Annotated in this window: 20 protein-coding genes and 1 riboswitch; of the genes, 10 read left to right on the top strand and 10 right to left on the bottom strand. The window is 71.0% G+C overall.

All coding sequences use genetic code 11. The features are described 5' to 3' along the window. Nucleotides 1-134: 134 nt before the first annotated feature. Both ACGF3J_RS15210 and ACGF3J_RS15205 read left to right on the top strand, forming a co-directional pair. Nucleotides 135-860, top strand: a complete 726-nt coding sequence (locus ACGF3J_RS15210; RefSeq protein WP_161327508.1) for an IclR family transcriptional regulator C-terminal domain-containing protein — start codon at nt 135-137, stop codon at nt 858-860. Nucleotides 861-958: 98 nt separating this feature from the next. Beyond that, complete coding sequence (locus ACGF3J_RS15205) at nt 959-1,396, top strand: SsgA family sporulation/cell division regulator (RefSeq protein ID WP_161327498.1); 438 nt, start codon at nt 959-961, stop codon at nt 1,394-1,396. A 49-nt stretch (nt 1,397-1,445) separates the two neighbouring features. On the opposite strand, the gene ACGF3J_RS15200 is transcribed toward ACGF3J_RS15205, so the two are convergent. Beyond that, entirely contained in the window at nt 1,446-2,936 is a 1,491-nt protein-coding gene (locus tag ACGF3J_RS15200) for a YibE/F family protein (RefSeq protein WP_161327499.1), read from the bottom strand. Nucleotides 2,937-3,007: 71 nt separating this feature from the next. Further along, nucleotides 3,008-3,197, top strand: a riboswitch (TPP riboswitch). On the opposite strand from ACGF3J_RS15200, the gene thiC reads away from it, so the two are divergent. Further along, nucleotides 3,190-4,983 carry a phosphomethylpyrimidine synthase ThiC gene (thiC, locus tag ACGF3J_RS15195; protein ID WP_161327500.1) on the top strand — a complete coding sequence of 598 codons (1,794 nt, stop codon included), beginning with the start codon at nt 3,190-3,192 and terminating at the stop codon, nt 4,981-4,983. (Overlaps the previous riboswitch by 8 nt.) A gap of 102 nt (nt 4,984-5,085) precedes the next feature. Beyond that, nucleotides 5,086-6,504, top strand: a complete 1,419-nt coding sequence (locus ACGF3J_RS15190) for a VWA domain-containing protein (protein WP_393854199.1) — start codon at nt 5,086-5,088, stop codon at nt 6,502-6,504. Nucleotides 6,505-6,528: 24 nt separating this feature from the next. Here ACGF3J_RS15190 and ACGF3J_RS15185 read toward each other — a convergent pair whose 3' ends face one another. The 3 genes from ACGF3J_RS15185 to ACGF3J_RS15175 form a co-directional block, all read right to left on the bottom strand. Then, nucleotides 6,529-7,398, bottom strand: coding sequence for a hypothetical protein (locus tag ACGF3J_RS15185; RefSeq protein ID WP_161327502.1), 870 nt, complete (start codon nt 7,396-7,398; stop codon nt 6,529-6,531). 182 nt (nt 7,399-7,580) lie between these two features. Continuing rightward, nucleotides 7,581-8,687 carry a Ser/Thr/Tyr protein phosphatase SppA gene (gene sppA / locus ACGF3J_RS15180; RefSeq protein ID WP_272924104.1) on the bottom strand — a complete coding sequence of 369 codons (1,107 nt, stop codon included), beginning with the start codon at nt 8,685-8,687 and terminating at the stop codon, nt 7,581-7,583. A 309-nt stretch (nt 8,688-8,996) separates the two neighbouring features. Continuing rightward, the gene (locus tag ACGF3J_RS15175; protein WP_122616520.1) at nt 8,997-10,109 is read right to left on the bottom strand and encodes a LacI family DNA-binding transcriptional regulator; all 1,113 of its coding nucleotides are present in this window, start codon (nt 10,107-10,109) and stop codon (nt 8,997-8,999) included. Between the two features lie 401 nt (nt 10,110-10,510). Between ACGF3J_RS15175 and hisC the strand changes: the two genes are divergently transcribed. Next, nucleotides 10,511-11,590 (top strand): histidinol-phosphate transaminase, encoded by a 1,080-nt coding sequence (gene hisC / locus ACGF3J_RS15170; RefSeq protein ID WP_161327504.1) that lies wholly within the window; start codon nt 10,511-10,513, stop codon nt 11,588-11,590. A 70-nt stretch (nt 11,591-11,660) separates the two neighbouring features. Here the strand turns inward: hisC and ACGF3J_RS15165 are convergent, their stop codons facing one another. Then, nucleotides 11,661-12,035, bottom strand: coding sequence for a cyclophilin-like fold protein (locus ACGF3J_RS15165; RefSeq protein ID WP_161327505.1), 375 nt, complete (start codon nt 12,033-12,035; stop codon nt 11,661-11,663). Between the two features lie 210 nt (nt 12,036-12,245). Here ACGF3J_RS15165 and ACGF3J_RS15160 point away from each other — a divergent pair, with 210 nt between their 5' ends. The 5 genes from ACGF3J_RS15160 (at nt 12,246) to ACGF3J_RS15140 (ending at nt 21,275) form a co-directional block, all read left to right on the top strand. Then, nucleotides 12,246-13,751 carry a cytochrome ubiquinol oxidase subunit I gene (locus ACGF3J_RS15160; RefSeq protein WP_122616517.1) on the top strand — a complete coding sequence of 502 codons (1,506 nt, stop codon included), beginning with the start codon at nt 12,246-12,248 and terminating at the stop codon, nt 13,749-13,751. A 20-nt stretch (nt 13,752-13,771) separates the two neighbouring features. Continuing rightward, nucleotides 13,772-14,776 (top strand): cytochrome d ubiquinol oxidase subunit II, encoded by a 1,005-nt coding sequence (gene cydB, locus ACGF3J_RS15155; RefSeq protein ID WP_161327506.1) that lies wholly within the window; start codon nt 13,772-13,774, stop codon nt 14,774-14,776. Between the two features lie 22 nt (nt 14,777-14,798). Then, a complete protein-coding gene (cydD, locus tag ACGF3J_RS15150) occupies nt 14,799-18,299 on the top strand; it encodes a thiol reductant ABC exporter subunit CydD (protein WP_393854198.1) in 3,501 nt (1,166 codons plus the stop codon). Nucleotides 18,300-18,426: 127 nt separating this feature from the next. After that, entirely contained in the window at nt 18,427-20,109 is a 1,683-nt protein-coding gene (locus ACGF3J_RS15145) for a GAF domain-containing sensor histidine kinase (RefSeq protein ID WP_161332094.1), read from the top strand. A gap of 122 nt (nt 20,110-20,231) precedes the next feature. Beyond that, nucleotides 20,232-21,275, top strand: a complete 1,044-nt coding sequence (locus ACGF3J_RS15140) for a M23 family metallopeptidase (protein ID WP_161332095.1) — start codon at nt 20,232-20,234, stop codon at nt 21,273-21,275. Between the two features lie 19 nt (nt 21,276-21,294). Here the strand turns inward: ACGF3J_RS15140 and ACGF3J_RS15135 are convergent, their stop codons facing one another. The 5 genes from ACGF3J_RS15135 to ACGF3J_RS15115 form a co-directional block, all read right to left on the bottom strand. Next, nucleotides 21,295-22,182, bottom strand: coding sequence for a Cof-type HAD-IIB family hydrolase (locus ACGF3J_RS15135; protein ID WP_161332096.1), 888 nt, complete (start codon nt 22,180-22,182; stop codon nt 21,295-21,297). A 48-nt stretch (nt 22,183-22,230) separates the two neighbouring features. Then, nucleotides 22,231-23,136: an LLM class flavin-dependent oxidoreductase gene (locus tag ACGF3J_RS15130; RefSeq protein ID WP_161332097.1), complete on the bottom strand. Its 906-nt coding sequence runs from the start codon at nt 23,134-23,136 to the stop codon at nt 22,231-22,233. Nucleotides 23,137-23,207: 71 nt separating this feature from the next. Further along, nucleotides 23,208-23,795 (bottom strand): RNA 2'-phosphotransferase, encoded by a 588-nt coding sequence (locus ACGF3J_RS15125; RefSeq protein WP_161332098.1) that lies wholly within the window; start codon nt 23,793-23,795, stop codon nt 23,208-23,210. A 110-nt stretch (nt 23,796-23,905) separates the two neighbouring features. Next, nucleotides 23,906-25,663 carry an SDR family oxidoreductase gene (locus tag ACGF3J_RS15120; protein ID WP_161332099.1) on the bottom strand — a complete coding sequence of 586 codons (1,758 nt, stop codon included), beginning with the start codon at nt 25,661-25,663 and terminating at the stop codon, nt 23,906-23,908. Next, the gene (locus tag ACGF3J_RS15115; protein WP_161332100.1) at nt 25,660-26,502 is read right to left on the bottom strand and encodes a M24 family metallopeptidase; all 843 of its coding nucleotides are present in this window, start codon (nt 26,500-26,502) and stop codon (nt 25,660-25,662) included. The genes ACGF3J_RS15120 and ACGF3J_RS15115 overlap by 4 nt, the downstream gene beginning before the upstream one ends. Between the last annotated feature and the right edge of the window lie 208 nt (nt 26,503-26,710).

Here is a 26,710-nt window from a genome sequence, read left to right as displayed (position 1 = left end):
GAACCTTGGCCACGGCTGACACCGCATTCGCACCGCTGCATGCCCTGCCCGTGCAGCCCTACTCGACGCCCCCACCCCCACCCCCACCCCCGCCCCCGCCCGCCGACCCGCCCACGGCGACGCTCATCGGCTCCGTGCAGCGGGCGATGCGTCTCCTGGAATGCGTCGCGGAACACGAGTACGGAGCCCCCGCCAAGCAGCTGGCCCGGGAGACCCGGCTGGCGCTCCCCACCGCCTACCACCTGCTGCGCACCCTGGTGCACGAGGGCTACCTGCGCCGGGAGAAGGGGCTGTTCTTCCTCGGCGACGCCGCCGAGCGGCTGGGCAGCAGCGGGGCCGCGCAGAAACGTCGCAGCACCGTGGTCGACGCGCTCGCGCAGGTGCGCGACGCGATCGGCGCCCCCGTGTACTACGCCATGTACCGCGACGGCGAGATCGAGGTCATGTGCGTCTCCGACACCCCGGGCAACCCGGCCGTCGAGGAGTGGGCGGACTTCCGCGAGACCGGGCACGCGCACGCCCTCGGGCAGTGTCTGCTGTCGCAACTGGACGAGGACGCCCGTCGGGACCACCTGAACCGCTACTCGGTGCAGTCGCTCACGCCGTACACGGTCCGTGATGGCAATGCCCTGCTGAGACGCCTGGAACGCATCCGGCGGACGTCTCCGGTGACCGAACGCCAGGCGTACGCCCTGGGGACGGTGTGCGCCGCGATCCCCATCACCGTCGGCACCACGGTGGCCACGATGGCCGTCTCCCTGCCCCTTCACCAGGCCGACCGGCTGCTGTCGGCCGCCGAGCGGCTGCAGGACGAAGTGGGTCGGCTCCTGGGGTCACTCGCGATCTCTATCAGTATCTGAAAACTCACTCCTTGTGATCTGGTGTGTACGTTGAGCAAGATGCCATCAGTGTTAGAGGTTTGATTCCCGGACAGTCGACGGCGAATGACGGGTGTGCGATGGGCGAGTCCGTACAGGCAGAGGTCATGATGAGCTTTCTCGTGTCCGAGGAGCTCTCGTTCCGCATCCCGGTGGAGCTGCGCTACGCGACCTGTGATCCCTATGCCGTGCGGTTGACCTTCCACCTTCCCGGGGACGCCCCGGTGACCTGGGCCTTCGGCCGGGAGCTACTGGTCGACGGTGTGGGCCGGCCGTGCGGTGACGGGGACGTGCGCATCGCACCGGTCGAGCCGGAGCCGCTGGCCGAGGTGCTGATCCGCCTCCAGGTCGGCGCCGACCAGGCACTGTTCCGTTCCTCGGCGGCGCCCCTGGTGGCGTTCCTCGACCGCACCGACAAGCTGGTGCCCCTGGGTCAGGAGGGCGCGCTCGCGGACTTCGACACCCACCTCGACGAGGCGCTGGACCGCATCCTGGCGGAGGAGCAGAGCGCGGGCTGAACCGTTACGGCAGGCGCGGAGCGGGCGTAATGCTTCGCCCTCGGGCGCGTCAGCGCTTGCGGCGACGGCCGCGTCCGCCGCGTACGGGGGCCGTGTCCCCGCCCGGCGTCGCCCCGGCGGACCGCTCGGCCGTCCGGTCGGCCGAGACGACAAGCGCGGCGAGGGCCGTGGTGACCGGCACGGACGCCACCAGGCCGATCGAGCCGACCAACGTGCGCACGATCTCCTCGGCGACCAACTCACTGTTGGCGACCGTCCCCACCCCGCTCTGCGCGATCGAGAACAGCAGGAGCAGGGGCAGCGCGGCGCCCGCGTAGGCGAGCACGAGCGTGTTGACGACCGAGGCGATGTGGTCGCGGCCGATGCGGATGCCCGCGCGGTACAGCCCGCGCCAGCCCATCGTCGGGTTGGCCTCGTGCAGTTCCCAGACCGCTGACGTCTGGGTGACCGTCACGTCGTCGAGGACACCGAGCGAACCGATGATGACGCCGGCGAGCAGCAGACCGCTCATGTCGATCGACGGATACAGGCCGTGGATGAGGCCGGTGTTGTCGTCCGTGTTCCCGGTCAGCGCCGCCCAGCCGATGAACAGCGACCCGAGAACGCCGATCAGCAACAGGGAGATCAGCGTGCCGAGCACCGCCACGGACGTGCGTGCGGAGAGGCCATGACACAGATACAGCGCGATCAGCATGATGGCGCTGGACCCGATCACCGCGACGAGCAGCGGGTTCGAACCCTGGAGGATCGCGGGGAGGATGAAGAAGTTCAGCAGCAGGAAACTGATGGCCAGGGAGATCAGCGCCATCAGGCCCCGCAGCCTTCCGACGACCACCACGGCCAGCGCGAAGATGCCGGCGAGCAGGGTGAGGGGGAGCCGGCGGTTGATGTCGGTCACCGAGTACTGCAGGTCCCGCGGTGCGGAGGGCTCGTAGGCGACCACGACCTCCTGGCCCTCGTGCAACTGCCGCGACTGGTCCGGCTGCACGACCTCCTCGAACGTGCGGCCCTTGTCCTTGCCGCTGTCCACGCGGATCGTCGCCCGCTTGCACTCGCCGTTCGCCTGCTGCAACGCGGAGGAGCCCTCGGCGGTGGAGGTGTCGCCGGTGGGGGTGGAGCCCGAGGCGTTGACGGACTGGCAGCTCAGTTCCACCACCTTGGTCACGGTGGCCTGCTGCGTCTGGCGGTCGAAGCCGACGCCGGTGCGCTCGTGCGCCGGCGCGCCGCCCGGCCACAGGACGGCGAGCCCGACCAGGACTGCCGCGGCGAACGGGATCAGGATCGCGGCGATGACCTTCCGCAGATGCCGGGAGACGGGTGCCGCGGGACCATGACTGTGAGAGTGCCCGTGGCCTCCTCCCTCCCCGTGCCCGTGACCCCCGCCCGCTCCGTGCCCGTGGCCCCCGCCCGCTCCGTGCCCGTGGCCGCCGCCACCGGGACCGCGTCCGTGGTCGGCGGCTCCACGGTCGACGCCCTCATCGGCGTGCGGTCCGCGGCGGGGATCGTGCGGCGGAAAGGGGGGATGCTGCGGTGTGGTCACCGACCGATCATCGCAAGAACAAGGGGGGCCCTCTGTTCACCGCGCCCGAATGGGCGTTAGCGTGGAGCCACCTTTGTACACGCGGGAGCTCGGAGCACCGGGCTGAGAGGGCGCTGACCTCCGTCCCAGCGATGTTTCACGGGAAACATCACCGAAGTCGAGTGATGTATCCCACGAAGCATCGGCGGACGGAATCCGCTGCGTCGACCGCCGAACCTGTTACCGGGTAATGCCGGCGTAGGGAGTAGGTCTCATGACCATCAAGGACGCACGCACGCCTGCCTCCACGCAGAACTCCTCCCAGGAGGAGACCGCGGAGGCCGGGAAGTCCATCGGCTGGCACAAGGCGTACGTCGAGGGCTCGCGCCCCGATCTGCGGGTGCCGGTCCGTCAGGTGCACCTCACCAACGGACAGTCGGTCACGCTGTACGACACCTCCGGCCCGTACACCGATCCGCTCGTCGACACCGACGTCCGCAGGGGACTGGCGCCGCTTCGGGAGAACTGGATCATCGCCCGCGGTGACACCGAGGAGTACGCGGGCCGTCCCGTCCGTCCCGAGGACGACGGCATCAAGCACACCTCGCCGCGCGGCGGGCTGCGCAACCTCGACGCCGTCTTCCCCGGAAGGCCGCGCCAGCCCCGCCGGGGCCGGGGCGGCACCGCGGTGACACAGCTCGCGTATGCCCGCCGGGGCGAGATCACGCCCGAGATGGAGTACGTGGCCGTCCGGGAGAACGTCGCGCCGGAGGTCGTCCGCGAGGAGATCGCGGCAGGCCGTGCCGTACTGCCGGCCAACGTCAACCACCCCGAGATCGAGCCGATGATCATCGGTAAGCGGTTCCTGGTGAAGGTCAACGCCAACATCGGCAACTCGGCGGTGACATCCTCCATCGAGGAGGAGGTCGACAAGATGACCTGGGCGACCCGGTGGGGCGCCGACACGGTCATGGACCTCTCCACCGGCCGCAACATCCACACCACCCGCGAGTGGGTTCTGCGCAACTCCCCCGTCCCCATCGGGACCGTGCCGCTCTACCAAGCCCTGGAGAAGGTCGACGGCCGGGCCGAGGAGCTGACCTGGGAGGTCTACAAGGACACCGTGATCGAACAGGCCGAGCAGGGCGTGGACTACATGACGGTCCACGCGGGCGTTCGCCTGGCGTACGTGCCGCTGACCGCCAACCGCAAGACCGGCATCGTCTCGCGCGGCGGCTCGATCATGGCGGCGTGGTGCCTGGCGCACCACCGGGAGTCGTTCCTGTACGAGAACTTCGAGGAACTCTGCGAGATCCTCGCCGCGTACGACGTCACGTACTCCCTCGGCGACGGACTGCGGCCGGGCTCCATCGCGGACGCCAACGACGAGGCGCAGTTCGCCGAGTTGCGCACCCTCGGGGAACTCAACCGGACCGCCAAGCGTTTGAACGTTCAGACCATGATCGAGGGCCCGGGACACGTCCCGATGCACAAGATCAAGGACAACATCGACCTTCAGCAGGAGATCTGCGATGAAGCTCCGTTCTATACGCTCGGCCCGCTGACCACGGACGTCGCGCCGGCGTACGACCACATCACCTCCGGCATCGGTGCCGCGATGATCGCCTGGTGGGGCACGGCAATGCTCTGCTACGTCACGCCCAAGGAGCACCTGGGCCTGCCCAACCGTGACGACGTCAAGACCGGCGTCATCACCTACAAGATCGCCGCCCATGCCGCCGACCTCGCCAAGGGTCACCCAGGTGCGCAGGAGTGGGACGACGCGCTGTCCGACGCGCGTTTCGAGTTCCGGTGGGAGGACCAGTTCAACCTGGCCCTCGACCCGGACACGGCACGGGAGTTCCACGACGAGACCCTGCCGGCCGAGCCCGCCAAGACGGCCCACTTCTGCTCGATGTGCGGGCCGAAGTTCTGCTCCATGAAGATCTCGCACGACATCCGACGCGAGCACGGAGGGAGCCAGGCCGAGATCGAGGAGGGCATGGTCCAGAAGTCGAAGGAGTTCGCGGCCGCCGGCAATCGCGTGTATCTGCCGATCGCGGACTGACGTCCCCGCATGCCGCTCCGTGCCGCGTAGTGCGGTGGGGAGGGGGCAGACCGTGGGTCCGTCCTCTCCCCGCCGAGGGGTCCGTCTCGGCAGACTGGGGGCATGACAGCCACCTCCCTGAGCAAGGGCGCCAACCTCGCCGTCGACTCCCCCGCGGTGCGGATCGAACTCGCCTGGGCCGCAGGGCCCGGGGTTCCCGAGATCGACGCCTCCGCGCTGCTGCTCACCTCGGCCGGACGGGTGCGGGACGACGGTGACTTCGTCTTCTACAACCAGCCCCGGCACGCGTCCGGCGCGGTGGGGCACCTGGGCAAGCGGGGCGGATCCGGCGCGCCCGCGGGTGTCACCACCGACTCGGTCGAGGTGGACCTGGTCTCGGTGGAGCCGGCCGTCGAACGCATCGTGCTGTGCGCCTCGGCGGACGGCGGGACGTTCGGCCGGGTACCGGGGCTGTCGATGCGGTTGCTGGACGCCGCTTCCGGCACCGAGCTGGCCCGGTTCGACATGACCGCCGGGACGGAGACCGCCCTGGTCGGCGGCGAGCTGTACCGGCGGCAGGGGAAGTGGAAGTTCCGCGCGGTCGGGCAGGGATACGCCGCCGGACTCGCGGGGCTCGCCACCGACTTCGGCATCACCGTGGACGACGACACTCCCCCGACGCCGACGCCGACGCCGACGCCGACGCCGACGCCGACGCCGACGCCGACGCCGCCCCCTCAGCCCCTGTCCCCACCGGTGACCGCATCCGCGGGGCGGAGCCGCCTCACCAAGGGCGAGGAGCAGCTGCCCGTGGACATGCGCAAGCGGCTGTCCCTCCGCAAGGAGCAGGTCGCCGTCAGCCTGCGCAAGCACGGCGCGGACAACGTCACCGCGCGCGTCATCCTCGTACTGGACGCCTCCGGTTCCATGTCGTTCCTCTACTCCAAGGGCGTCGTGGCGGACGTCGTGGAGCGGATGGCCGCCGTCGCCGCGCAGTTGGACGACGACGGCGAGATGCAGGCATGGACCTTCGCCTCGAACCCGGCGCGCCTTCCCGACCTGCGCCTGGGCGAACTGCCCGAGTGGCTGCGGCTGCACGTACGCGTGGGGGAGATCAGCCTCTTCCGCCGCGGCCGGAAGAAGGGCCTGGACCCCCGGCAGGTCGACATGCGGGCGGTCGGGATCCAGAACGAGGAGCAGAAGGTGATCGCCCAGGTCCGTGCCTTCGTCCGGGAGAATCCGGCAACGGTTCCGACCCTGGTCCTGTTCTTCTCCGACGGCGGTGTCTACCGCGACGCCGAGATCGAGCGGGAGCTGCGAGAGGCGGTGGAGGAGCCGGTCTTCTGGCAGTTCGTGGGGCTCGGCCGGGCCAAGTACGGCGTGCTGGAGCGTTTCGACACCCTGACGGGCCGCTGCGTCGACAACGTCGGCTTCTTCGCCGTGGACGACATCGCCACCGTGCCGGACCCGGAGCTCTACGACCGCCTGCTGTCCGAGTTTCCGTCCTGGATCACAGCCGCCGGCCGGGCGGGCATCCTCTGACGCGCCGCCCGCCCGGACCGGTGGCTACTCGGGCCGGTGTTCCGGACCCCCGAAGTCGGGGCTGCTGTAGTCCGGGCTGGAGTAGCTCGGACGGTGACCGGTCTCGGGGCCGCCGTCGGGACTGGTGAACCCGGGCCGGCCGTATCCGAGGTGCGGCATGCGGCTGCTCGGGGCCTTGGGTCCCGTGCGGTGCAGTGCCGCCGTGCCCGGGTTGCCGAGCGCCTCCTGCAGGAAGGGCAGGATGCCGCGTTCCAGCAGGGCGTCGTGCCAGGCGTCCCTGGCCCGGGCCACTTCCTCGTCGAGTACGCCGTAGGAGCCGGACTCGGCGGACGGCCGGTTGCGCAGCGCGGTGATCAGCAGTCCCACCGCGGCGACGAGGATCGCCACCGCGGTCACGGCGCCGAACATCCAACCCGTGGTGAGCATGGTCTGCGCGAAGGCCTGCTCCGGATCCAGCATCTTCAGGATGTAGCCGACGAGCAGGAAGATCGCCGCGGCGGTGCCGGCCAGGACGGGTGCCAGGACGGCGACGACGGCGACGGCCCCCGCACCGGTCGCCTCGGCCACCTCCCCCATGGTGGCGGCGAGTCCCACCGCGTTGCTGCCCTGCTCCTCGGAGCCGGACTCGCGCGTGGCGGGCGCCGTGGCGGACGGCGCGGGGTGGCGCAGTTCCTCGCGGGCCTTCACGTAGTGCTGGTACTCGGTGGTGGCCGCCGCCGTGATGAGGGCGGTCGCGTTGAGTGCCATGGTGCGCAGTTGTTCGGAGTTGAGCCGCTGTCCGACAGCGGCCAGTTCCGGGCGGTGTGGTGCGGAGCGCAGCGCCTCGTCGAGGATCCGCTCGTACTCTTGGCGGTCCTCGTTGGACAGGTGCTGCGGAACGCTGTTCATGTGCATCCCCCGATGCTCCGTAGGGCTTGGGGCTCGCATGCCAACGAGCCGTCGGGCAGAAACGGAGGGGAGCCTGCTACGGATAAGCCGATGGTAGAGCGGTGACGGTGGAGGGTGACAGGGGGTTTCCAGAAATTGGGTGCCGTCCCGTACGGGTCCCGCCGTCGAAACGCTCGTCCGCTGAACGGTCAGACGTCCAGCGGAAGTTGCTGGACCAGCAGCTTTCCGGCCATGGTCACGCCGCCGTCCATCGCGATGGCCAGCCCGTCCGCGTAGACGTGGGGTCCCTCGACCGCCGTACGGGTGTCGTCCTCGCCGTCCTCGGAGCCGACCTCGCCCAGCAGGTAGGGGATGGGGCTGTGTCCGTGAACGATCCGGGTGCCGCCGTACGTATCCAGCAGTGAGCGCACGGCCTCGGCGCCGCCCTCGTCGCGGAAGGAGAAGCGCTTGGTGAACTTGCGGAACAGGTCCCAGACCTCTTCCGCGTCGTTACGGGTGAGGGTCTCGCGGACGGTGTCGTTGACCTCTTCGATGGAGCGGCCGTAGTCGAGGTAGGTGGTGGTGTCGGAGTGGACCAGGAGGTGGTCGTCGACCTCTTCGAGGGCGTCGAGGCGGGCCATCCACTGCAGGTGGTGGTCCTGGAGGCGGTCCATGTCGGTCTTCTGGCCACCGTTCAGCAGCCAGGCCGCCTGGAAGGTGGCGGTGCCGGCACCGGAGTTGACCGGCGTGTCGCCGAACCGCTTGGCGCCGAGCAGCAGCAGCTCGTGGTTGCCCATCAGCGCCTTGCAGTAGCCGCCGGCCGCGGCGGCCTCGGCGGACAGCCGCATCACCAGGTCGATGACGCCGATGCCGTCCGGGCCGCGGTCCGTGAAGTCGCCGAGGAACCACAGACGTGAGGTGCCCGCGCACCACTGGCCGTCGGCGTCGACGAGGCCCTTCTCGCGCAGCGCGGCGAGCAGCTCGTCGAGGTAGCCGTGCACGTCGCCCACGACGAACAGCGGCCCCTGACCGGTGACGGGCTGCCCCACCTGGATCGGCTCGGGGTCGACGGGCACCTGAACCGTGTCACCCCGGCGGATGACGGGCAGATCCCGCTGCGTGGGCGTGTACCCCTCCGGGTAGGGCTCCTCGGACCCCTCCTCGGAGGGCGGCGCGGACTCGCCCGCCTGTGTGCCGGGGCCGGCATACGGAGCGGTCTCGTGGACGTAAGCGGGCACCCGGAAGTCGCGCACCGTCGCGGTCCGCTCCACCTCGGGTCCCTGACCGGCCCCCTGAGTCATTGACCCCTCCACCATCGCGCCGCATCTGCACCGCTTCGGACTGCCTGGTCGCAGCGGCCCGCGGTGTGTGGGCCCATCATAGGAATGCGGATCGCGCTGTGTGATGACCCAGGGGTGGTGAATCAGAACAGGACTCCGGTTCACCGCGGCTTTCGCCCCGATTGGGCCGGTCTTCGCCCGTCCGTGAATGCCGTCCGGCCGTGGTGCGGGCGTGCCGGGTGTGGCGTTCGCCGCCTTTCGCGCGCCCCGTGCGCCGCCCCTTTGCGCCCCGTTTCGGACCGGGGCGCGCCGCCGCACGCGCCGAGCGCGTGGACCGGCGCGCTCCTAGTCGCTCTCCGGTGATCGCGGCGGGCTGACCGTCGTCCGGGGCGGGCGGCGCTGCGAGGACGTGCGCACGATCAGTTCGGTCGGTATGACCTGCTCGACCGGCTGGTCCGAGTGCAGCCCCTCGATCGCGTCGATCAGCACCTGGATCACGGCCGTACCGATGCGGCGGGGTTTGAGCGAGAGGGTGGTGATGGGCGGCTCGGTGCTGGCGTACACGGTGGACTCGCTGCAGCAGACCAGCAGCAGGTCCTCGGGGACGCGCAGTCCGTAGCGGCGGGCGGCGGCGAGGAGGTCGGTCCCGTTCGGGTCGAACAGGCCGTAGACCGCGTCGGGCCGGTCGGGGCGGGCCAGCAGCCGGTCGGCGGCGACCGCGCCGGCGCACGGGTCGTGGGCGGGGTAGGCCTCGTAGACCGGGTCCTGCCCGACGCGCTCGCACCAGCGCAGGTAGGCGGTGGTGGACAGATGGGTGTACGTGTCCGTCGTGGTGCCGGTGAGCAGGCCGATCCTGCGGGCGCCGGCGTCGGCGAGGTGGTCGAGGATGCCGAGGACGGCCGCCTCGTGGTCGTTGTCCACCCACGCCGTGACGGGGAGCGTGCCGGCCGGGCGGCCGTCGGAGACGACTGGTAAGCCCTGGCGGACCAGCTCGGTGACGACCGGGTCGTGGTCCGAGGGGTCGATGACGACCGTCCCGTCGAGTGCGACGTTGGACCACACGTCGTGGCGGGAGGTCGCGGGGAGGATCACGAGGGCGTAGCCGCGGGCGAGCGCGGCGGAGGTGGCGGCGCGCGCCATCTCCGCGAAGTACGCGAACTCGGTGAAGGTGAAAGGTTCATCCCCGTACGTCGTCACGGTCAGGCCGATGAGTCCGGACTTTCCGGTGCGGAGCGTGCGGGCGGCGGCCGAGGGCCGGTAGCCCAGACGGTCGGCGACCTCGCGCACATGGCGCCGGGTGGCATCCGGGAGTCTGCCCTTGCCGTTGAGTGCGTCGGAGACGGTAGTGATGGATACTCCGGCGGCGGCGGCCACGTCCCTGATGCCCGCCCGGCCCGGCCGGCTGCCTCGACGTGAGGTTTCCGCGCGGCTCACCTGGTGCTTCCCTGCTGCTGTCATGGCGAGCCGATAGTAGGGCTCATGGGGTGGGGTAGGGCGGACGCATATGCACGCGTTGACAGTCACGTTTCTGCATGATCATTAACGCGGAACAGCCTTGGAAAGCAAGCTAGTTGGACCCGGTCATGCCAGTACCTGGTGTGCCGACCACTGAGGGCCTGCCATGGGGCGGATGTTGCGAAGAGGTCTCAACTCACCTGCACGGGGGATGCGCGCCACGGCGCAAGCCACCGGCGCGTAGATATATGTGTGGCGCGCCCCCCGAAACGTGCGCCTTCGTGCCCTGATGCCCCTGTTGCCAGTGTGACGGAGGAGGTCTGGCCTCACCTATACGCAGCGGCGGCGAATCCTCATAAGGTGAGAAGTATTCGATGCCGGTGGTGGTCACGAGGAGGACTGCGGTGAGCGAGACGAGCCCCAAGCTGCGCGCCGAGCTGGAGGGAATTCCCACCTACAAGCCGGGCAAGCCCGCCGCGGCCGACGGCCCGGTGGCCTACAAGCTGTCCTCCAACGAGAACCCCTATCCGCCCCTGCCGGGTGTCATGGAGTCGGTGACGGCCGCCGCCGCGTCCTTCAACCGGTACCCGGACATGGCCTGTACGTCCCTGATGAGCGAGCTGTCGGACCGCTTCGGCGTGCCCCTCACCCACCTGGCCACCGGCACCGGGTCCGTCGGCGTGGCGCAGCAGCTGATCCAGGCGACCTCGGGCCCGGGCGACGAGGTGATCTACGCCTGGCGATCCTTCGAGGCGTACCCGATCATCACCCAGATCAGCGGCGCGACGTCCGTGAAGGTCCCGCTGACCCCGGGCGACGTGCACGACCTGGACGCGATGGCGGACGCGATCACCGACCGGACCCGGCTGATCTTCGTCTGCAACCCCAACAACCCGACCGGCACGGTGGTCCGGCGGGCCGAGCTGGAGCGCTTCCTCGACCGGGCGCCGAGCGATGTGCTGGTGGTCCTGGACGAGGCGTACCGCGAGTTCATCCGCGACCCCGAGGTGCCGGACGGCGTCGAGATCTACCGGAAGCGGCCCAACGTCTGCGTCCTGCGCACCTTCTCCAAGGCGTACGGCCTCGCGGGGCTGCGGGTCGGTTTCGCGATCGCGCACGAGCCGGTGGCGGCGGCGCTGCGCAAGACGGCGGTGCCCTTCGGGGTCAGCCAGATCGCGCAGGAGGCGGCGATCGCCTCGCTACGGGCCGAGGACGAGCTGATCGGACGGGTCGGGTCGCTGGTGTGCGAGCGCACGCGCGTGGTCGACGGGCTGCGCTCACAGGGCTGGACGGTGCCGGAGACCCAGGCCAACTTCGTGTGGCTGCGGCTGGGGGAGAGCACGGTCGCCTTCGCGAGCGCGTGCGAGCAGGCCGGCGCGGTCGTCCGACCGTTCCCGGGCGAGGGTGTGCGGGTCACGGTCGGAGAGAGCGAGGCGAACGACATCTTCCTGAAGGTGTCGGAAGCGTTCCGCAAGGAGCTGTAGGCCGGAGGGAGCCGCAGGTCAGGCGGCGGGCCGGGGCGCCCCTGTCAGGCGGCGGACCGGGACACGACCGTCAGGTGTCGACGCGCTCGACGCGTACCGGGTCGCCGTCGCGCACCGTCGCCAGCAGGCGCGGATCTCCGTCGAGACGGCCCATGACATTGCACGGACTCGCGAGGCGGCACTCGTCGCCTCGCGAGATCGGCGTCGGTCCGTAGGGGAGGGCCAGGGCGTCCCCGTCGGTCCAGAAGGCGACCGTGCCCGGCTCGACGACCTCCCGGGCGTCCGTTTCACGTGAAACCGACACACCTGTGTCGAAGTACACCTCCTCGCCCCAGGTGTGGGCGGAGGCGGTGAGCGGCAGGGCCTTGAGAAGCGCCTGCGTGGTGGGTGTGTCGTCGAGTGCCGCGGTGAGGTGTCCCGCCGGCCATGAGATCCGAATCTGCATGCGGCGGATTCAACAATATGTTGAAGCCCCTGCCAAGGGGTTGACGTCACAGGGGACCCCCCTTCCGATGCCGAAAAGCAGTAGGTCATAATTGCTTGTGAATGTGAACGCGTTCACAAGCGTGTCCCGGTAACGCCCGCGTTGGGTGTGGCAAACACGTTCAAAACGCCGCTGACCACGGCGATGTGGCGAGGTAAGGAGAGTGACGACGTGGACATGGCTCTGGCGCCGGAGACCCTGGCGCGGTGGCAGTTCGGCATCACGACCGTCTACCACTTCCTGTTCGTCCCGCTGACGATCTCACTGGCCGCCCTGACGGCCGGGCTGCAGACCGCATGGGTCCGCACGGAGAAGGAGAAGTACCTCAGGGCGACCAAGTTCTGGGGCAAGCTCTTCCTGATCAACATCGCCATGGGTGTCGTCACCGGCATCGTGCAGGAGTTCCAGTTCGGCATGAACTGGTCCGACTACTCGCGCTTCGTCGGTGACGTCTTCGGCGCCCCGCTCGCCTTCGAGGCGCTGATCGCCTTCTTCTTCGAGTCCACCTTCATCGGCCTGTGGATCTTCGGGTGGGACAAGCTGCCCAAGAAGATCCACCTGGCCTGCATCTGGATGGTCTCGATCGGCACCCTGCTGTCGGCGTACTTCATCCTCGCGGCCAACTCCTGGATGCAGCACCCCGTCGGCTACCGGATCAACGAGGAGAAGGGCCGCGCCGAACTCACCGACTTCTGGCAGGTCCTCACCCAGAACACCACCCTCAACCAGGTCTTCCACAGCTTCTCGGCGGCCTTCCTGACGGGCGGTGCCTTCATGGTCGGCATCGCCGCCTTCCACCTGATGCGCAAGAAGCACATCCCGGTGATGCGGACCTCGCTGCGGCTCGGCCTGGTCACCCTGGCGGTCGGCGGCGTGCTCACCGCGGTCAGCGGCGACACCCTCGGCAAGGTCATGTACGAGCAGCAGCCGATGAAGATGGCCGCCGCCGAGGCCCTGTGGGACGGCGAGAAGCCGGCGCCCTTCTCGGTGTTCGCCTACGGGGACGTCGACAAGGGGCACAACAAGGTCGCCCTGGAGATCCCCGGACTGCTGTCCTTCCTGGCGCACAGCGACTTCGAGTCCTACGTGCCCGGCATCAACGACACCAACAAGGCCCTCCAGGAGAAGTACGGCCCCGGTGACTACAAGCCCATCGTCCCCGTCGCCTACTGGGGCTTCCGGTGGATGATCGGCTTCGGCATGGCGTCCTTCTCCCTCGGCCTGCTGGGCCTGTGGCTGACCCGTAAGAGGTTCCTGCTGCCGGCCCCGCTGCGCACCGGCGAGGACGAAGTGCCGCATCTGGTCCTGCTGAGGAAGCCGCTCGGGGCGAGGCTCACCCGGTGGTACTGGCTGCTGGCGGTATGGACGATGGCCTTCCCGCTGATCGCCAACTCGTGGGGCTGGATCTTCACCGAGATGGGCCGCCAGCCCTGGGTGGTCTACGGCGTGATGCAGACCCGGGACGCGGTCTCCCCCGGTGTCTCGACGGCCGAGGTCATCACCTCGATGACCGTCTTCACCCTGCTCTACGCCGTCCTGGCCGTGATCGAGGTCAAGCTGCTGGTGAAGTACGTCAAGGCCGGCCCGCCCGAGCTGTCCGAGGCCGACCTCAACCCGCCCAAGAAGATCGGCGGCGACCTCCGTGACGCCGACAAGCCGATGGCCTTCTCGTACTAGGCCGAGGGAGCTGCACAGTCATGGAACTGCACGACGTCTGGTTCGTACTGATCGCCGTCCTGTGGACCGGCTACTTCTTCCTGGAGGGCTTCGACTTCGGGGTCGGCGTGCTCACCAAGCTGCTCGCCCGGAACCGGCCCGAGAAGCGGGTGCTGATCAACACCATCGGCCCCGTGTGGGACGGCAACGAGGTGTGGCTGCTGACGGCCGGCGGCGCCACCTTCGCCGCCTTTCCCGAGTGGTACGCCACGCTCTTCTCCGGCTTCTACCTGCCGCTGCTGGTCATCCTGGTCTGCCTGATCGTCCGGGGTGTCGCCTTCGAGTACCGGGTGAAGCGCCCCGAGGAGAGCTGGCAGCGCAACTGGGAGACCGCGATCTTCTGGACCTCGCTGATCCCGGCGTTCCTGTGGGGCGTGGCCTTCGGCAACATCGTCCACGGCGTGAAGATCGACCGGGACCTGGAGTACGTCGGCACCGTCTGGGAGCTGCTCAACCCGTACGCGCTGCTGGGCGGACTGGTCACGCTGACCCTGTTCACCTTCCACGGAACGGTGTTCACCGCCCTCAAGACCGTCGGTGAGATCCGAGAGCGCGCACGGGTCCTGGCGCTGCGGGTCGGGCTGGTCACGGCCGTGCTGGCCCTGGTCTTCCTGGTCTGGACGCAGACCCACAGCGGGAACGGCAAGAGCCTGGTCGCCCTCGTGGTGGCCGTCGCCGCTCTGGTCGCGGCCCTGGTGGCGAACCAGGCCGGGCGTGAGGGCTGGTCGTTCGCGCTCTCCGGCGGCACCATCGTCGCCGCCGTGGCGATGCTCTTCCTGACGCTCTTCCCGAATGTCATGCCGTCCACGCTCAACCCGGACTGGAGCCTCACCGTCACCAACGCGTCCTCGAGCGCCTACACGCTGAAGATCATGACCTGGCTGGCCGTGATCGCCACACCGGTCGTCCTGCTCTACCAGGGCTGGACGTACTGGGTGTTCCGCAAGCGCATCGGCACCCAGCACCTCGCCGACGCCAAGCACTGAGTGCCGGGGAGGTCTGTTTCACGTGAAACCCATCGATCCACGCCTTCTGCGGTACGCCCGCGCCACCCGGCTCTTCCTCACGGCCGTCGTCGTCCTCGGAGCCGTCGGGGCGGGACTGCTCGTCGCGCAGGCGATGCTCATCGCCGAGGTGGTGGTGGGCGCCTTCCAGCACTCCATGACCGCCGCCGAACTCCGCACCCCTCTGCTCCTGCTGGTCGCCGTGGCCTGTGGGCGCGCGCTGGTCGGCTGGCTCACCGAACTGGCCGCCCACCGGGCGAGCGCGGCGGTGAAGTCGGAGCTGCGGGGCCGGCTGCTGGAGCGGGCCACGGCGCTCGGCCGGCTGAGCGGACAGCGGACCGGCTCGCTGGTCGCCCTGGCCACCCGCGGCGTCGACGTCCTCGACGACTACTTCGCGCGCTATCTGCCGCAGTTGGGCCTCGCGGTGGTCGTACCCGTGGCGGTGCTGGCCCGCATCGTCACCGAGGACTGGGTCTCGGCGGCCATCATCGTCGGGACCCTGCCGCTCATCCCGGTCTTCATGGTGCTGATCGGCTGGGCCACCCAGTCCCGGATGGACCGTCAGTGGCGACTGCTGTCCCGGCTGTCCGGGCACTTCCTGGACGTGGTCGCGGGACTGCCGACGCTGAAGGTCTTCGGACGGGCCAAGGCCCAGGCCGAGTCGATCAAGCGCATCACTGGTGAGTACCGGCAGGCGACCATGCGCACGCTGCGGATCGCCTTCCTGTCGTCCTTCGCGCTGGAACTGCTCGCCACCCTGTCCGTGGCCCTGGTGGCGGTCACCATCGGCATGCGGCTCGTCCACGGGGACATGGCCCTGTACGACGGCCTGGTCGTCCTCGTCCTCGCGCCCGAGGCCTACCTGCCGCTGCGGCAGGTGGGGGCGCAGTACCACGCGGCCGCCGAGGGGCTCGCCGCCGCCGAGGAGATCTTCGAGGTCCTGGAACGCCCCGTACCGGCATCCGGGAACACCCCGGTTCCGGCCCACGGCGCCCTCGCCTTCGAGGACGTCACGGTCCGCTACCCCGGACGCTCCGTGGACGCCGTCACGGACGTGAGCCTCACCGTCGAGCCCGGAGAGACGGTCGCACTCGTCGGCCCGAGCGGAGCGGGCAAGTCGACGCTGGTCAACGCCCTCCTCGGTTTCGTGACCCCGAGCGCGGGGCGGATCCGGATCGGCGGGACCGACCTCTCCTCGCTCGACCCTGCGCAGTGGCACGCCCAGGTCGCCTGGGTGCCGCAGCACCCGCACCTGTACGCCGGGACCATCGCGGAGAACGTACGCCTGGCCCGGCCCGACGCCGACGACCTCGCCGTGTGCCGTGCGTTGCGGGACGCGGGCGCGCTGGAGTTCGTGGACGCGCTGCCCGACGGCACGGCGACCGTCCTCGGCGAGGACGGGACGGGGCTGTCCGCCGGGCAGCGGCAGCGGCTCGCGCTGGCCCGGGCGTTCCTCGCGGACCGGCCGGTGCTGCTGCTTGACGAGCCGACGGCGGCCCTGGACGGGGCCACCGAGGCCGAGGTCGTGGCCGCCGTGCGCAGGCTCGCGGAGGGGCGGACGGTGCTGCTGGTGGTGCACCGCCCGGCGCTGCTGGAGGTGGCCGACCGGGTGGTGCGGCTCGCGGAACCGGCGCCCGCCGACCTGTCCGACGGCACCCTTCCCGTACCGGGCGCACGTGGTGCCGAGGAGACCGCCGTATCCGCTGTCTCCGTCGCTCCGGACGTCCCAGCGCCCATGGTGGAGGCCCGGGGCGGCGTCCTTGCACGGGTCCGTGCCATGTCCGCCGCCCGGCGCGGACGCCTCGGCCTCGGGCTGCTGCTCGGCAGCCTGGCGCTGGGCAGTGCCGTGGGCCTGATGGCCACCTCCGGGTACCTCATCTCACGGGCCTCCGAGCAGCCGCCGGTGCTGTACCTGATGGTGGCCGTCACGGCGACGCGCGCCTTCGGGATCGGGCGGGCCGTGTTCCGCTACGCGGAGCGGCTCGTGACGCACGACGCCGTGCTGCGGATGCTGGCCGACACCCGGGTCGCGGTGTACCGGCGGCTGGAGCGCCTGGCGCCCGCGGGACTGCGCCGCACCCGCCGGGGCGACCTGCTGTCCCGGCTCGTCGCCGATGTCGACGCCCTGCAGGACTACTGGCTGCGGTGGCTGCTGCCCGCCGGTGGCGCGGTCGTGGTCTCCGCCGCTTCGATCGGGTTCACGGCCTGGCTGCTGCCGGAGGCCGGTGCGGTCCTCGCGGCCGGACTGCTGGCGGCCGGCGTCGGCGTCCCGCTGGTGACCGGGGCGGTGGCCCGGCGGGCCGAGCGCAGGCTCGCCCCCGCCCGGGGCGTGCTCGCCACCCGGGTGGCCGACCTGCTGACCGGCACCGCGGAGCTGACCGTCGCCGGAGCCCTGCCCGGCCGGGCCGCGGAGGCACGGCGCGCCGACGGCACGCTCACCCGGATCGCCTCCCGCGCCGCCACCGCCACCGCGCTGGGCGACGGACTCACCGCGCTCATCACCGGCCTGACCGTCGCGGGTGCCGCCCTCGTCGGCGCCCAGGCGGTGGCCGCCGACCGGCTCGCAGGCGTGGCCATGGCCGTCGTCGTCCTCACGCCACTGGCCGCCTTCGAGGCCGTACTCGGGCTGCCGCTGGCCGTGCAGTACCGGCAGCGGGTGAGCAGGAGCGCCGAGCGCGTGTACGAGGTCCTCGACGCCCCCGAGCCGGTACGGGAACCGGAGACACCCCGGCAGGCTCCCTCCTCGCCGTTCCCGGTGGTCCTGAGGGGACTGGCCGCACGGCACGCCGGGCAGGACCGGGACGCCCTGGCGGGCCTGGACCTCACGCTCGCCGAGGGACGCCGCGTCGCCGTGGTCGGGCCGTCCGGCTCCGGCAAGACCACGCTCGCCCAGACGCTGCTGCGCTTCCTCGACGCGGACGCCGGCTCCTACACGCTGGCCGGGGTGGACGCGTACGCCCTGGCCGGTGACGACGTGCGGCGCCTCGTCGGGCTGTGCGCCCAGGACGCTCACCTCTTCGACAGCTCGGTGCGCGAGAACCTGCTGCTGGCCAGGAAGGACGCCACCGAGAGCGAACTGCGGGACGCGCTGGCCCGGGCCCGGCTGCTGGAGTGGGCCGACAGCCTGCCCGACGGCCTGGACACCCTGGTCGGTGCGCACGGGGCCAGGCTGTCCGGCGGCCAGCGGCAGCGGCTGGCCCTGGCCCGGGCGCTGCTCGCCGACTTCCCGGTCCTGGTGCTCGACGAGCCCGCCGAACACCTCGACCTGCCGACCGCGGACGCGCTCACCGCCGATCTGCTGGCCGCCACCGAGGGCCGGACGACTCTGCTGATCACGCACCGGCTGGCGGGCTTGCGGGCCGTGGACGAGGTGCTCGTGCTGGACCGGGGCCGGGTCGTGCAGCGGGGGACGTACGCGGAACTGGCGGCCGTGCCGGGCCCGCTGCGGGAGATGGCCGGGAGGGAGGCGGCGGCGGAGCTGCTGGTGGCACAGACACGGCCGTAGGCGCGGTCACAGGCACGGGCACGGGCGGCGGGCACGAGCACGGGCGTGGGCGCGAGCACGAGCGCGGTTCAGAAAATCTTCGGTAATCCGACTTTCCTGAACAAAAGGGTCTCATTAGGCTCGGGTCATGCACCCAGCGCCGCCCCCCGGCCCCCCGCCGCCCCGCGAGGGTGCCTCCGCCGAGCTGCTGGCGCGGGTGCCGAAACTGCTGGAGGCGATGCGTTCCGTCGGCAGTGGACTGGAGCTGCACTCGACGCTGAAACGGATCTGCGAGACGGCCGCCGAGCTGGCGAACGCCCGGTACGCGGCCATCGGAGTCGTCGACGAGGACGGGGACGGACTCGCCGACTTCGTGCACCACGGCCTCGACGAGGCGACCGTCCGGCGCGTCGGCCACCTCCCCGGCGGCCGCAAAGGGCTGCTCGGTGCCCTCATGGTCGACCCCGAGCCGGTCCGGCTCGCCGACCTGACCGAGGATCCGCGCGCGTGCGGCCTCCCCGACAACCACCCTCCGATGCGGAGCTTCCTCGGGGTCCCCATCCGGGTGCAGGAGCAGGTCTTCGGCAATCTCTACCTGACCGACAAGCACACGGGCGAGCCGTTCAACGACCACGACCTCGCCATGGTCCGGGTCCTCGCCACCGAGGCCGGCATCGCCGTCGGCAACGCGCGACTGTACGAGGCCGCACAGCAGCGGGAGCGGTGGATCGACGGGTCGGTCGCCGTCACCACGGCGCTGCTGTCCGGCGGTGACACCGACGACGCCCTCCAGACCGTTGCCGAGCAGGCCCGTCGGCTCTCCGGAGCGGCCGCCGGCATCGTGCTGCTGCCTGCCGACGGGGGCGGCCTGGAGATCGTGGCGGTCGCCGCATCGCACCGCACCAACGCCCTCGGCAAGATCATCCCCCCGGAGAACGGCATCGTCTCCGAACTCCTCGCCGGCCGTCCCGTGTTCGTGGACGACGCCGCCACCGACCCGCGTCTGGACGCCGGACCGGTGCGCGCCTACGGGCCGATCATGCTGCTGCCGCTGTGCCGGGACGGGAGAATTCTTGGCGGCCTCGTCATGCCTCGCGCCCGGGGGGAGCGCCCGTTCTCGCGGACGGAGCGCGCGCTCGGCGACCGGTTCGCCGCGCAGGCCGCGCTGGCGCTGATGATGGCCGACGCCCAGCGCGACCGGGAACGGCTCGCCGTGTACGAGGACCGGGACCGCATCGCCCGGGACCTGCACGACCTCGTCATCCAGCGCCTGTTCGCGACGGGGATGATGCTGGAGAGCGCCCAGCGCAGGGCGACGGCGCCCGAGGTGCGCGACGGCGTCGGCGGCGCCGTCGACGAACTCGACGTCACCATCCAGGAGATCCGCTCGGCGATCTTCGCCCTGCAGCAGCCCGCCGAAGCACCGGCGGGCCTGCGCACCCGCATGCTGCGCGAGATCACCATGGCCGCCGTACCGCTGGGCTTCACGCCCGCGCACCGCTTCGTCGGCCCGGTCGACACCGCCGTCGGCGAGCTGACCGGCAAGAACCTCATCGCCGCGCTGCGCGAGACCCTGTCCAACGCCTTCCGGCACGCCCACGCCACGCGGATCGAGGTGGCCGTGGACGCGACGGCGACCCTGCCTGACGGGCGGCCCGGCGTGCGGCTGACCGTCGCGGACGACGGGGTCGGCATCCCCGAGGGCGGCCGGCGCAGCGGCCTGCACAATCTGGAGCGCCGCGCCGAGACGGTGGGCGGCACCAGCCGGCTCGGCCCGGGCATCGGGCCGGACGGCGGCGGTACGACGGTGTGGTGGGAGGCGCCGTACTGAACGTCGCCGGGGCGCCGTTGCCCCGGTTGCAGCAGTCGCGCTGAGCCGTGTGCAGCAACGGTTCCCCCACTCGTACGACGTGAAGGAGGCCCGGCGGCCCGGCACGGTCCACGATCGCTGACATGCGCTCATCCCGCCGACATCCGCTTCTCGTTCCGGTGTTGCTGTGCGCGCTCGCCGTGCTCGCAGCCCGCCCCGCCGACGGCACGGACGCCGGATCGGGTGCCGACCCGGGCCCGGAGGTGGCACGCCTGTACGAGGACGCGGCCAAGGCGACCCAGCGATACGAGGAGGGGCGGCGCGAGGCCGAGGCACAGCGGGCGAAGGCGCTGGCGTACGAGAAGCGGCTGGACGAACAGCGGCAGAGGATCGACGCCATGCATGCGGACCTGGGCCGGATCGCCCGCGCCCAGTACCGCGGCGGCGGTGGGCTCCCTCTCACGGCGCGGATGTTCCTCGCGGACGACCCGGACGAGCTGATGCGCGGTCAGCGGGCGTTCACGCGCGCGGACCTGGCGGTCAACAAGGCCATCGGCAAGAGTCTACGGGCCGAGGCCCGGCTCGCGGCCGACGAGGCTAAGGCGCAGGCGGCCTGGCAGGCGCTGGAGAAGCGCAACGCCGATCTGGCGGCGCTGAAGACCAGGATCGAGGGGAAGCTGGAGGCGGCGCGTGCGCGGCTGGAGGGACGGGCGGACGCCTCCGTCGCGGCCGGCTCGTGCCCCGGCGCGGTCCGCCTCGACCAGCGGGACCTGCCCCTCGGCCGCCCCTGGGTGGCGCCGGTGGAGGCGTACGAGCTGTCGGCATCCTTCGGCAGCGGCGGCTCGCGGTGGGCGCACCGGCACACCGGCCAGGACTTCGCGGTACCGGTCGGGACGCCGGTGGGGTCGGTCGGTACGGGGCGGGTGGTGCAGGTGACCTGCGGCGGCGCCTTCGGCATCCAGGTCGTCGTCCAGCACGCGGGCGGCTACTACACGCAGTACGCCCATCTCGCCTCGGTCTCCGTCGACCAGGGCGACCGGGTCAGTCCGGGACAGTGGGTCGGGCAGTCGGGCAGTACCGGCAACTCCACCGGACCGCACCTGCACTTCGAGGTACGGGTGACGCCGGAGACGGGCTCCGCTCTGGACCCGGTGCCGTGGCTGTCGCAGCGAGGAGTTTCCCTCTGATCTGACGCGGGCGCGGGGGTCAGTCCAGGCCGGCGAGCAGCCGCTCGATGACGACCGCCACGCCGTCCTCGTTGTTGGCGACCGTCCGCCCCGACGCGGCGGCGATCACGTCCGGGTGCGCGTTGCCCATCGCGTACGACCGTCCCGCCCAGGTCAGCATCTCCACGTCGTTCGGCATGTCTCCGAAGGCGACGACCTCTTCGTGCGAGATGCCGCGTTCGGCACAGCACAGGGCGAGCGTGCTGGCCTTGGACACCTCCGGCCCGCTGATCTCCAGCAGGGCGCTGGGGCTGGAGCGGGTGACGTTGGCACGGTCGCCGATGGCGAGGCGCGCCACGGTGAGGAAGCCGTCGGGGTCCAGATCGGGGTGGAAGGCCAGGATCTTGAGGACCGGCTCGTCGGCGGCGCGACCGCCGGGGGCCAGGATCTCCTCGGCGGGCAGGAGGTCGTCGGGCACCTCCATGTGCAGCTTCGGGTACGCGGGTTCCTGGTGGAAGCCGTACGTCTGCTCGACCGCGTACACCGTGCCGGGCGCGGCCTCGCGCAGCAGACGTACGGCGTCCAGCGCGTTCTCGCGGGCCAGCTCCCGCACCTTCACGAAGCGGTGGGCGCCCGGGCCGCCGTGCAGGTCGACCACGGCGGCGCCGTTGCCGCAGATGGCGAGCCCGTGACCGTGGACGTGGGCGCTGACGACGTCCATCCAGCGGGCGGGGCGGCCGGTGACGAAGAAGACCTCGATACCCGCCTTCTCCGCGGCGGCCAGTGCGGCGACCGTGCGCGGGGAGACCGACTTGTCGTCGCGCAGCAGGGTGCCGTCGAGGTCGGTGGCGATGAGCCGCGGGCGGGTGGTGGCGGCCGGGGGCTCGGGCTGTCGGGTCGCTGAGGTCACCGGGCCATTGTCACGCACATGCGTGCACGCCCGTGCGGCGGTCCGCACATCTGTGAGCTACGGCTCTCAGACCTTCAGCTGCGCCGGGGCCTCCATGGCGATCCGCTCGAAGATCTTCTCGTCGGCGGTGAAGTCCGAGTCGGCGATCGGCCAGTGGACGACCAGCTCGGTGAAGCCCAGATCGCGGTGGCGGCCGGCGAAGTCCACGAAGGCGTCGACGGACTCCAGCGGGCGGCTGCGGTCCGGGGTGAAACCGGTCAGCAGGACCCGGTCCAGTTCGCCCACGTCGCGGCCGATCGCGGCACAGGCGTCGGCGAGCTTGTCGCTCTGCTGCCGCAACGCCCGGTCGGACTGCTCGGGGGTGCCGTTCTCATAGAGCTTCGGGTCGCCGGTGGTCACCCACGCCTGTCCGTACTGTGCCGCGAGCCGCAGCCCGCGCGGACCGGTCGCCGCCACCGCGAACGGCAGCCGGGGCCGCTGCACACAGCCGGGGATGTTGCGCGCCTCATGGGCGGAGTAGAAGTCGCCCTCGTACGAGACGGCGTCCTCCGTCAGCAGCCGGTCGAGCAGGGGAAGGAACTCGCCGAACCGGTCGGCCCGCTCACGCGGCGTCCACGGCTCCTGACCGAGCGCGGTGGCGTCGAAGCCGGTGCCGCCCGCTCCTATGCCCAGGGTGATACGGCCACCGGAGATGTCATCGAGGGAGATCAGTTCCTTGGCGAGCGTCACCGGATGCCGGAAGTTCGGGGAGGTGACCAGGGTCCCCAGCCGCAGCCGCTCGGTGACCGCCGCGGCGGCGGTGAGTGTCGGCACGGCACCGAACCACGGGCCGTCCCGGAAGCTCCGCCAGGACAGGTGGTCGTAGGTGTACGCGGTGTGGAAACCGAGCTGCTCGGCACCCGTCCAGGACGAACGTCCGCCTTCGTGCCAGCGGCGGTACGGAAGGATCACGGTGCTCAGGCGCAGACTCATGCCCCCGAGCCTAAGCGGCCGACCCCGTTTCACGTGAAACATCACCCGCTGTCACCGCATGCGACGCGGGGTCAGTGTCCGGAGGGGAAGCGCAGGTACTGCGGGGGAACGGCCCGCGTCAGCCAGACGCCGTTCGCGCTGACGTGGAAGACGTGGCCGTCGCGGTGCATGGCCACGGTGTCCACCGAGAGTACGACCGGCCGGCCGCGGCGGGAGCCGACCCGGGTGGCGGTCTCGCGGTCCGGCGAGAGGTGCACGTCGTGCCGGTTCATCGGCCGCAGTCCCTCGGCCCGGATCGCGTCCAGGTGGCGGGCCACGGTCCCGTGGTAGAGGTACGGGGGCGGGGTCGCCGCGGGCAGTCCGAGATCCACGTCGACGCTGTGCCCCTGGCTGGCACGGATCCGGGTGCCCTCGACGGCGAACCGCCGCTTGTCGTTCGTGGCCACCACGTGGTCGAGCTCTTCGCGGGTGAAGTGGAAGCCGTGCGCGGACGCCGCGGCGATCAGCGTCTCGATCTCGGTCCAGCCGGCCGCGTCGAGGGTGAGGCCGATGCGCTCCGGCTGGTGGCGCAGATGTTTCGACAGGTACTTGGACACCTTCACGGTGCGTCTGTCGTCGATCTGCTCACTTCTGCGTTCGGGTCTGTGTTCGTGTTGCATGGAACCAGCCTGCCGAGAGAGACACGCTTCACGCGATCGATTTTGCCCCCGAGGTTTGATCCACAGTCAAGTCAAGTTATCCACAGACCGGTTGGGCTTTCCTGTGGAAACTAGAGCGGTGGCTTCACCCGTGCGAGGCGCCTCAACACCCGCGGGGCGAAGCGGGACATGAGGTGTGCTCCGCGCGCCTCCGGCGTCACGGGGACGACGGCACTGTTGTGCACGACGGCTTCCAGCACCGCGTCGGCCACCTTCTCCGGCGGGTAGTTGCGCATCCCGTACAACCGCGCACTGCGCTGCTGACGCCGCCTCTCCTCGTCGGCGTCCACCCCCGCGAAGCGCGCCGTCGAGGTGATGTTGGTGTTGACGAGGCCGGGGCAGATCGCCGTGACCCCGATGCCCTGCCCGGCCAGTTCGGCCCGCAGGCACTCGCTCAGCATCAGCACGGCCGCCTTGGACGTGCTGTACGCGGGCAGGGCCCGCGAGGGCTGGAAGGCCGCCGCCGACGCGGTGTTGACGATGTGGCCGCCCTGCCCGCGCTCGGCCATCTGCCGGCCGAACAGACGGCAGCCGTGGATCACGCCCCACAGGTTGACGTCGAGGACCTTCCGCCAGTCCTCCGCGGTGGTGTCGAAGAAGGAGCCCGACAGCCCGATCCCGGCGTTGTTCACGAGCACGTCCAGCACGCCGTACTCGGCGGCGACCTTGGCCGCCAGCTTCTCCATCGCCTGTTCGTCGGAGACGTCGACGGTCTCGGCCCAGGCGTCCGGCGCGCCGATCAGCCTGGACAGCTCCGCGGTGCGGGCGGCGGACTCGGCGTCCCGGTCGACGGCCACCACGCGCGCTCCGGCCTCGGCGAACGCGAACGCCGTGGCCCGCCCGATGCCGTTGCCCGCCCCGGTGACCAGCACCAGCTGTCCGCCGAAGCGGTCGGCGTGCCTGCCCTTCGGGGCCGTCTCGGACCGTCCGTCCTCGGTGGAGGTGACGAACTCCGTGATCCAGTCCGCCAGCCGGTCCGGCCGGGTGCGCGGCACCCAGTGTCTGGCGGGCAGCGTGCGGCGGGTCAGCCGGGGCGCCCACTCCTCCAGCCCGTCGTAGAGCCGCTCCGACAGGAACGCGTCGCCGAGGGGCGTGATGAGCTGCACGGGCGCGTGCGCGTAGGCGTCGTCGCGCGGTCGCCGCAGCCGGGGCCGGACGTTGTCCCGGTAGAGCCATGCCCCGTGCGCCGCGTCCGTCGGCAGGGACGCGGTCGGGTAGTCGCCACCGGGCACCTGCTCGACGCGCTCCAGGATGCGCGGCCAGCGCTTGCCGAGGGGGCCGCGCCAGGCCAGTTCGGGCAGCACGGGCGTGTGCAGCAGGTAGACGTACCAGGATTTGGCGCCCTGGCCCAGGAGCTGCCCGACCCGGCGCGGGGTGGGGCGCCTGAGGCGCTTGTTGATCCAGTGCCCGAAGTGGTCGAGGGACGGCCCGGACATCGAGGTGAAGGAGGCGATGCGCCCCTCGGTGCGGCCGGCCGTGACGAACTCCCAGGACTGCACCGAGCCCCAGTCGTGGCCCACCAGGTGCACGGGCCGGTCCGGGCTGACCGCGTCCGCCACCGCGAGGAAGTCGTCCGTCAGCTTCTCCAGGGTGAACCCGCCGCGCAGCGGGCTAGGCGCCGAGGACCGGCCGTGGCCCCGCACGTCGTAGAGCACCACGTGGAAGCGGTCGGCGAGGCGGCCGGCGACCTCGGACCAGACCTCCTTGCTGTCCGGGTAGCCGTGCACCAGCACGATCGTGGGCTGCCGCTCGTCGCCCAGCTCGGCCACGCACAGCTCGACCCCGCCCGTGCGCACCCAGCGCTCCCGCGCTCCGTCCAGCACCGTCATGTCGCCTCCGCCCAGCGCCGCACATGCGGCAGATCGTCGTCCAGCCAGAAGGCGCTCTCCTCGGGATCCGCGGAGTCGGTGACGACCAGGATCTCCTCGAACTTCGCGCCGGTACCCCGGAAACCGAGGTGGGGTTCGACCGCCCACAGCCCCGGGCGGGGCGGGTGGTCGGAGAAGCGGTACGGCGACCACAGCGGGGACCAGCCCTCGCGGTGGCCGTGCAGCGCGTCGCCCGCCAGGCCCTTGAGCGACTGCGTGCCGAAACCGAACAGGCGTGGCGACAGCCGTCGCTCCCGCACCCGGTCCACCTTGTGGGCGATGACGCCGAAGGGATAGGCGCGGTGCCGGTTGGCATAGCCCTGACGGACCATGAGCCGGTCCACGTCCTCGTAGATCTCCCGCAGCGAACGGCGCTCGCGCACCTCACGCAGGATCAGCTCGCGGTGTGCCGCCAGGTCGGCCGCCAGCCGGTGCTGGACCGGATTGGGGCCGAGTGATCCGGAGTAGCCGATGTCGGCGGTGAAGCCCCGGTACACCGGGGCCATGTCCAGGATGAAGGGCATCCCCGGCTCCAGTCGGCGGCCGGTGGGGAAGAACTGGAGCGGAACGCGGAAGTCCGTGAACGCCGTGCGGTCGCCGAACCAGGCGAAGGGCAGGTGGAACCAGTCCCGCACGCCCCGCTCCCGCAGCCACTCGCGCTGCATCCGGGCCGCCTCGCGCTCGGTCACCCCCGGCGTCAGCCGGGCCGCCACCGCCTCGGCGCACTCGTAGGCGAGACGCTGCACTTCCCGGAATCCCCGCAGCTCCGCACGGAGTTCCGCCGCCACTGCCGTCGCCATGCCACCCCGTTCCAGCCGTCCGGACGCGGTCCGCGCCGACGGTGCTACTCGCTCGTAACGTGACGCCGCCGAATCTCCCAGTTGTTAGACCCAACGTCAATAGGGCGGGGGGGGGGGCGGGCCCTCCGAGCCCCGCTCCGTGGCTCTCAAGTACGGCATCCCCTACGGGCCCGTAATACTCGAGTCTGACTCCAAGACGGCTCTGCGG

This window comes from Streptomyces sp. NPDC048171 (genome assembly GCF_043202655.1).
Taxonomy (GTDB): domain Bacteria; phylum Actinomycetota; class Actinomycetes; order Streptomycetales; family Streptomycetaceae; genus Streptomyces.
The sequence above is the reverse complement of the archived record's forward strand: the minus strand, read 5'-3'. Positions and strand labels throughout refer to the sequence as shown.

What these genes read in the sequence shown, in the direction of transcription:
- ACGF3J_RS15205 (WP_161327498.1), top strand. Translation starts at nt 959, where the DNA reads ATGGGCGAGTCCGTACAGGCAGAGGTCATGATGAGCTTTCTCGTGTCC.
- thiC (WP_161327500.1), top strand. Translation starts at nt 3,190, where the DNA reads ATGACCATCAAGGACGCACGCACGCCTGCCTCCACGCAGAACTCCTCC.
- ACGF3J_RS15190 (WP_393854199.1), top strand. Translation starts at nt 5,086, where the DNA reads ATGACAGCCACCTCCCTGAGCAAGGGCGCCAACCTCGCCGTCGACTCC.
- ACGF3J_RS15185 (WP_161327502.1), bottom strand. Translation starts at nt 7,398, where the DNA reads ATGCACATGAACAGCGTTCCGCAGCACCTGTCCAACGAGGACCGCCAA.
- sppA (WP_272924104.1), bottom strand. Translation starts at nt 8,687, where the DNA reads ATGGTGGAGGGGTCAATGACTCAGGGGGCCGGTCAGGGACCCGAGGTG.
- ACGF3J_RS15175 (WP_122616520.1), bottom strand. Translation starts at nt 10,109, where the DNA reads ATGACAGCAGCAGGGAAGCACCAGGTGAGCCGCGCGGAAACCTCACGT.
- ACGF3J_RS15165 (WP_161327505.1), bottom strand. Translation starts at nt 12,035, where the DNA reads ATGCAGATTCGGATCTCATGGCCGGCGGGACACCTCACCGCGGCACTC.
- cydB (WP_161327506.1), top strand. Translation starts at nt 13,772, where the DNA reads ATGGAACTGCACGACGTCTGGTTCGTACTGATCGCCGTCCTGTGGACC.
- ACGF3J_RS15145 (WP_161332094.1), top strand. Translation starts at nt 18,427, where the DNA reads ATGCACCCAGCGCCGCCCCCCGGCCCCCCGCCGCCCCGCGAGGGTGCC.
- ACGF3J_RS15140 (WP_161332095.1), top strand. Translation starts at nt 20,232, where the DNA reads ATGCGCTCATCCCGCCGACATCCGCTTCTCGTTCCGGTGTTGCTGTGC.
- ACGF3J_RS15130 (WP_161332097.1), bottom strand. Translation starts at nt 23,136, where the DNA reads ATGAGTCTGCGCCTGAGCACCGTGATCCTTCCGTACCGCCGCTGGCAC.
- ACGF3J_RS15125 (WP_161332098.1), bottom strand. Translation starts at nt 23,795, where the DNA reads ATGCAACACGAACACAGACCCGAACGCAGAAGTGAGCAGATCGACGAC.
- ACGF3J_RS15120 (WP_161332099.1), bottom strand. Translation starts at nt 25,663, where the DNA reads ATGACGGTGCTGGACGGAGCGCGGGAGCGCTGGGTGCGCACGGGCGGG.
- ACGF3J_RS15115 (WP_161332100.1), bottom strand. Translation starts at nt 26,502, where the DNA reads ATGGCGACGGCAGTGGCGGCGGAACTCCGTGCGGAGCTGCGGGGATTC.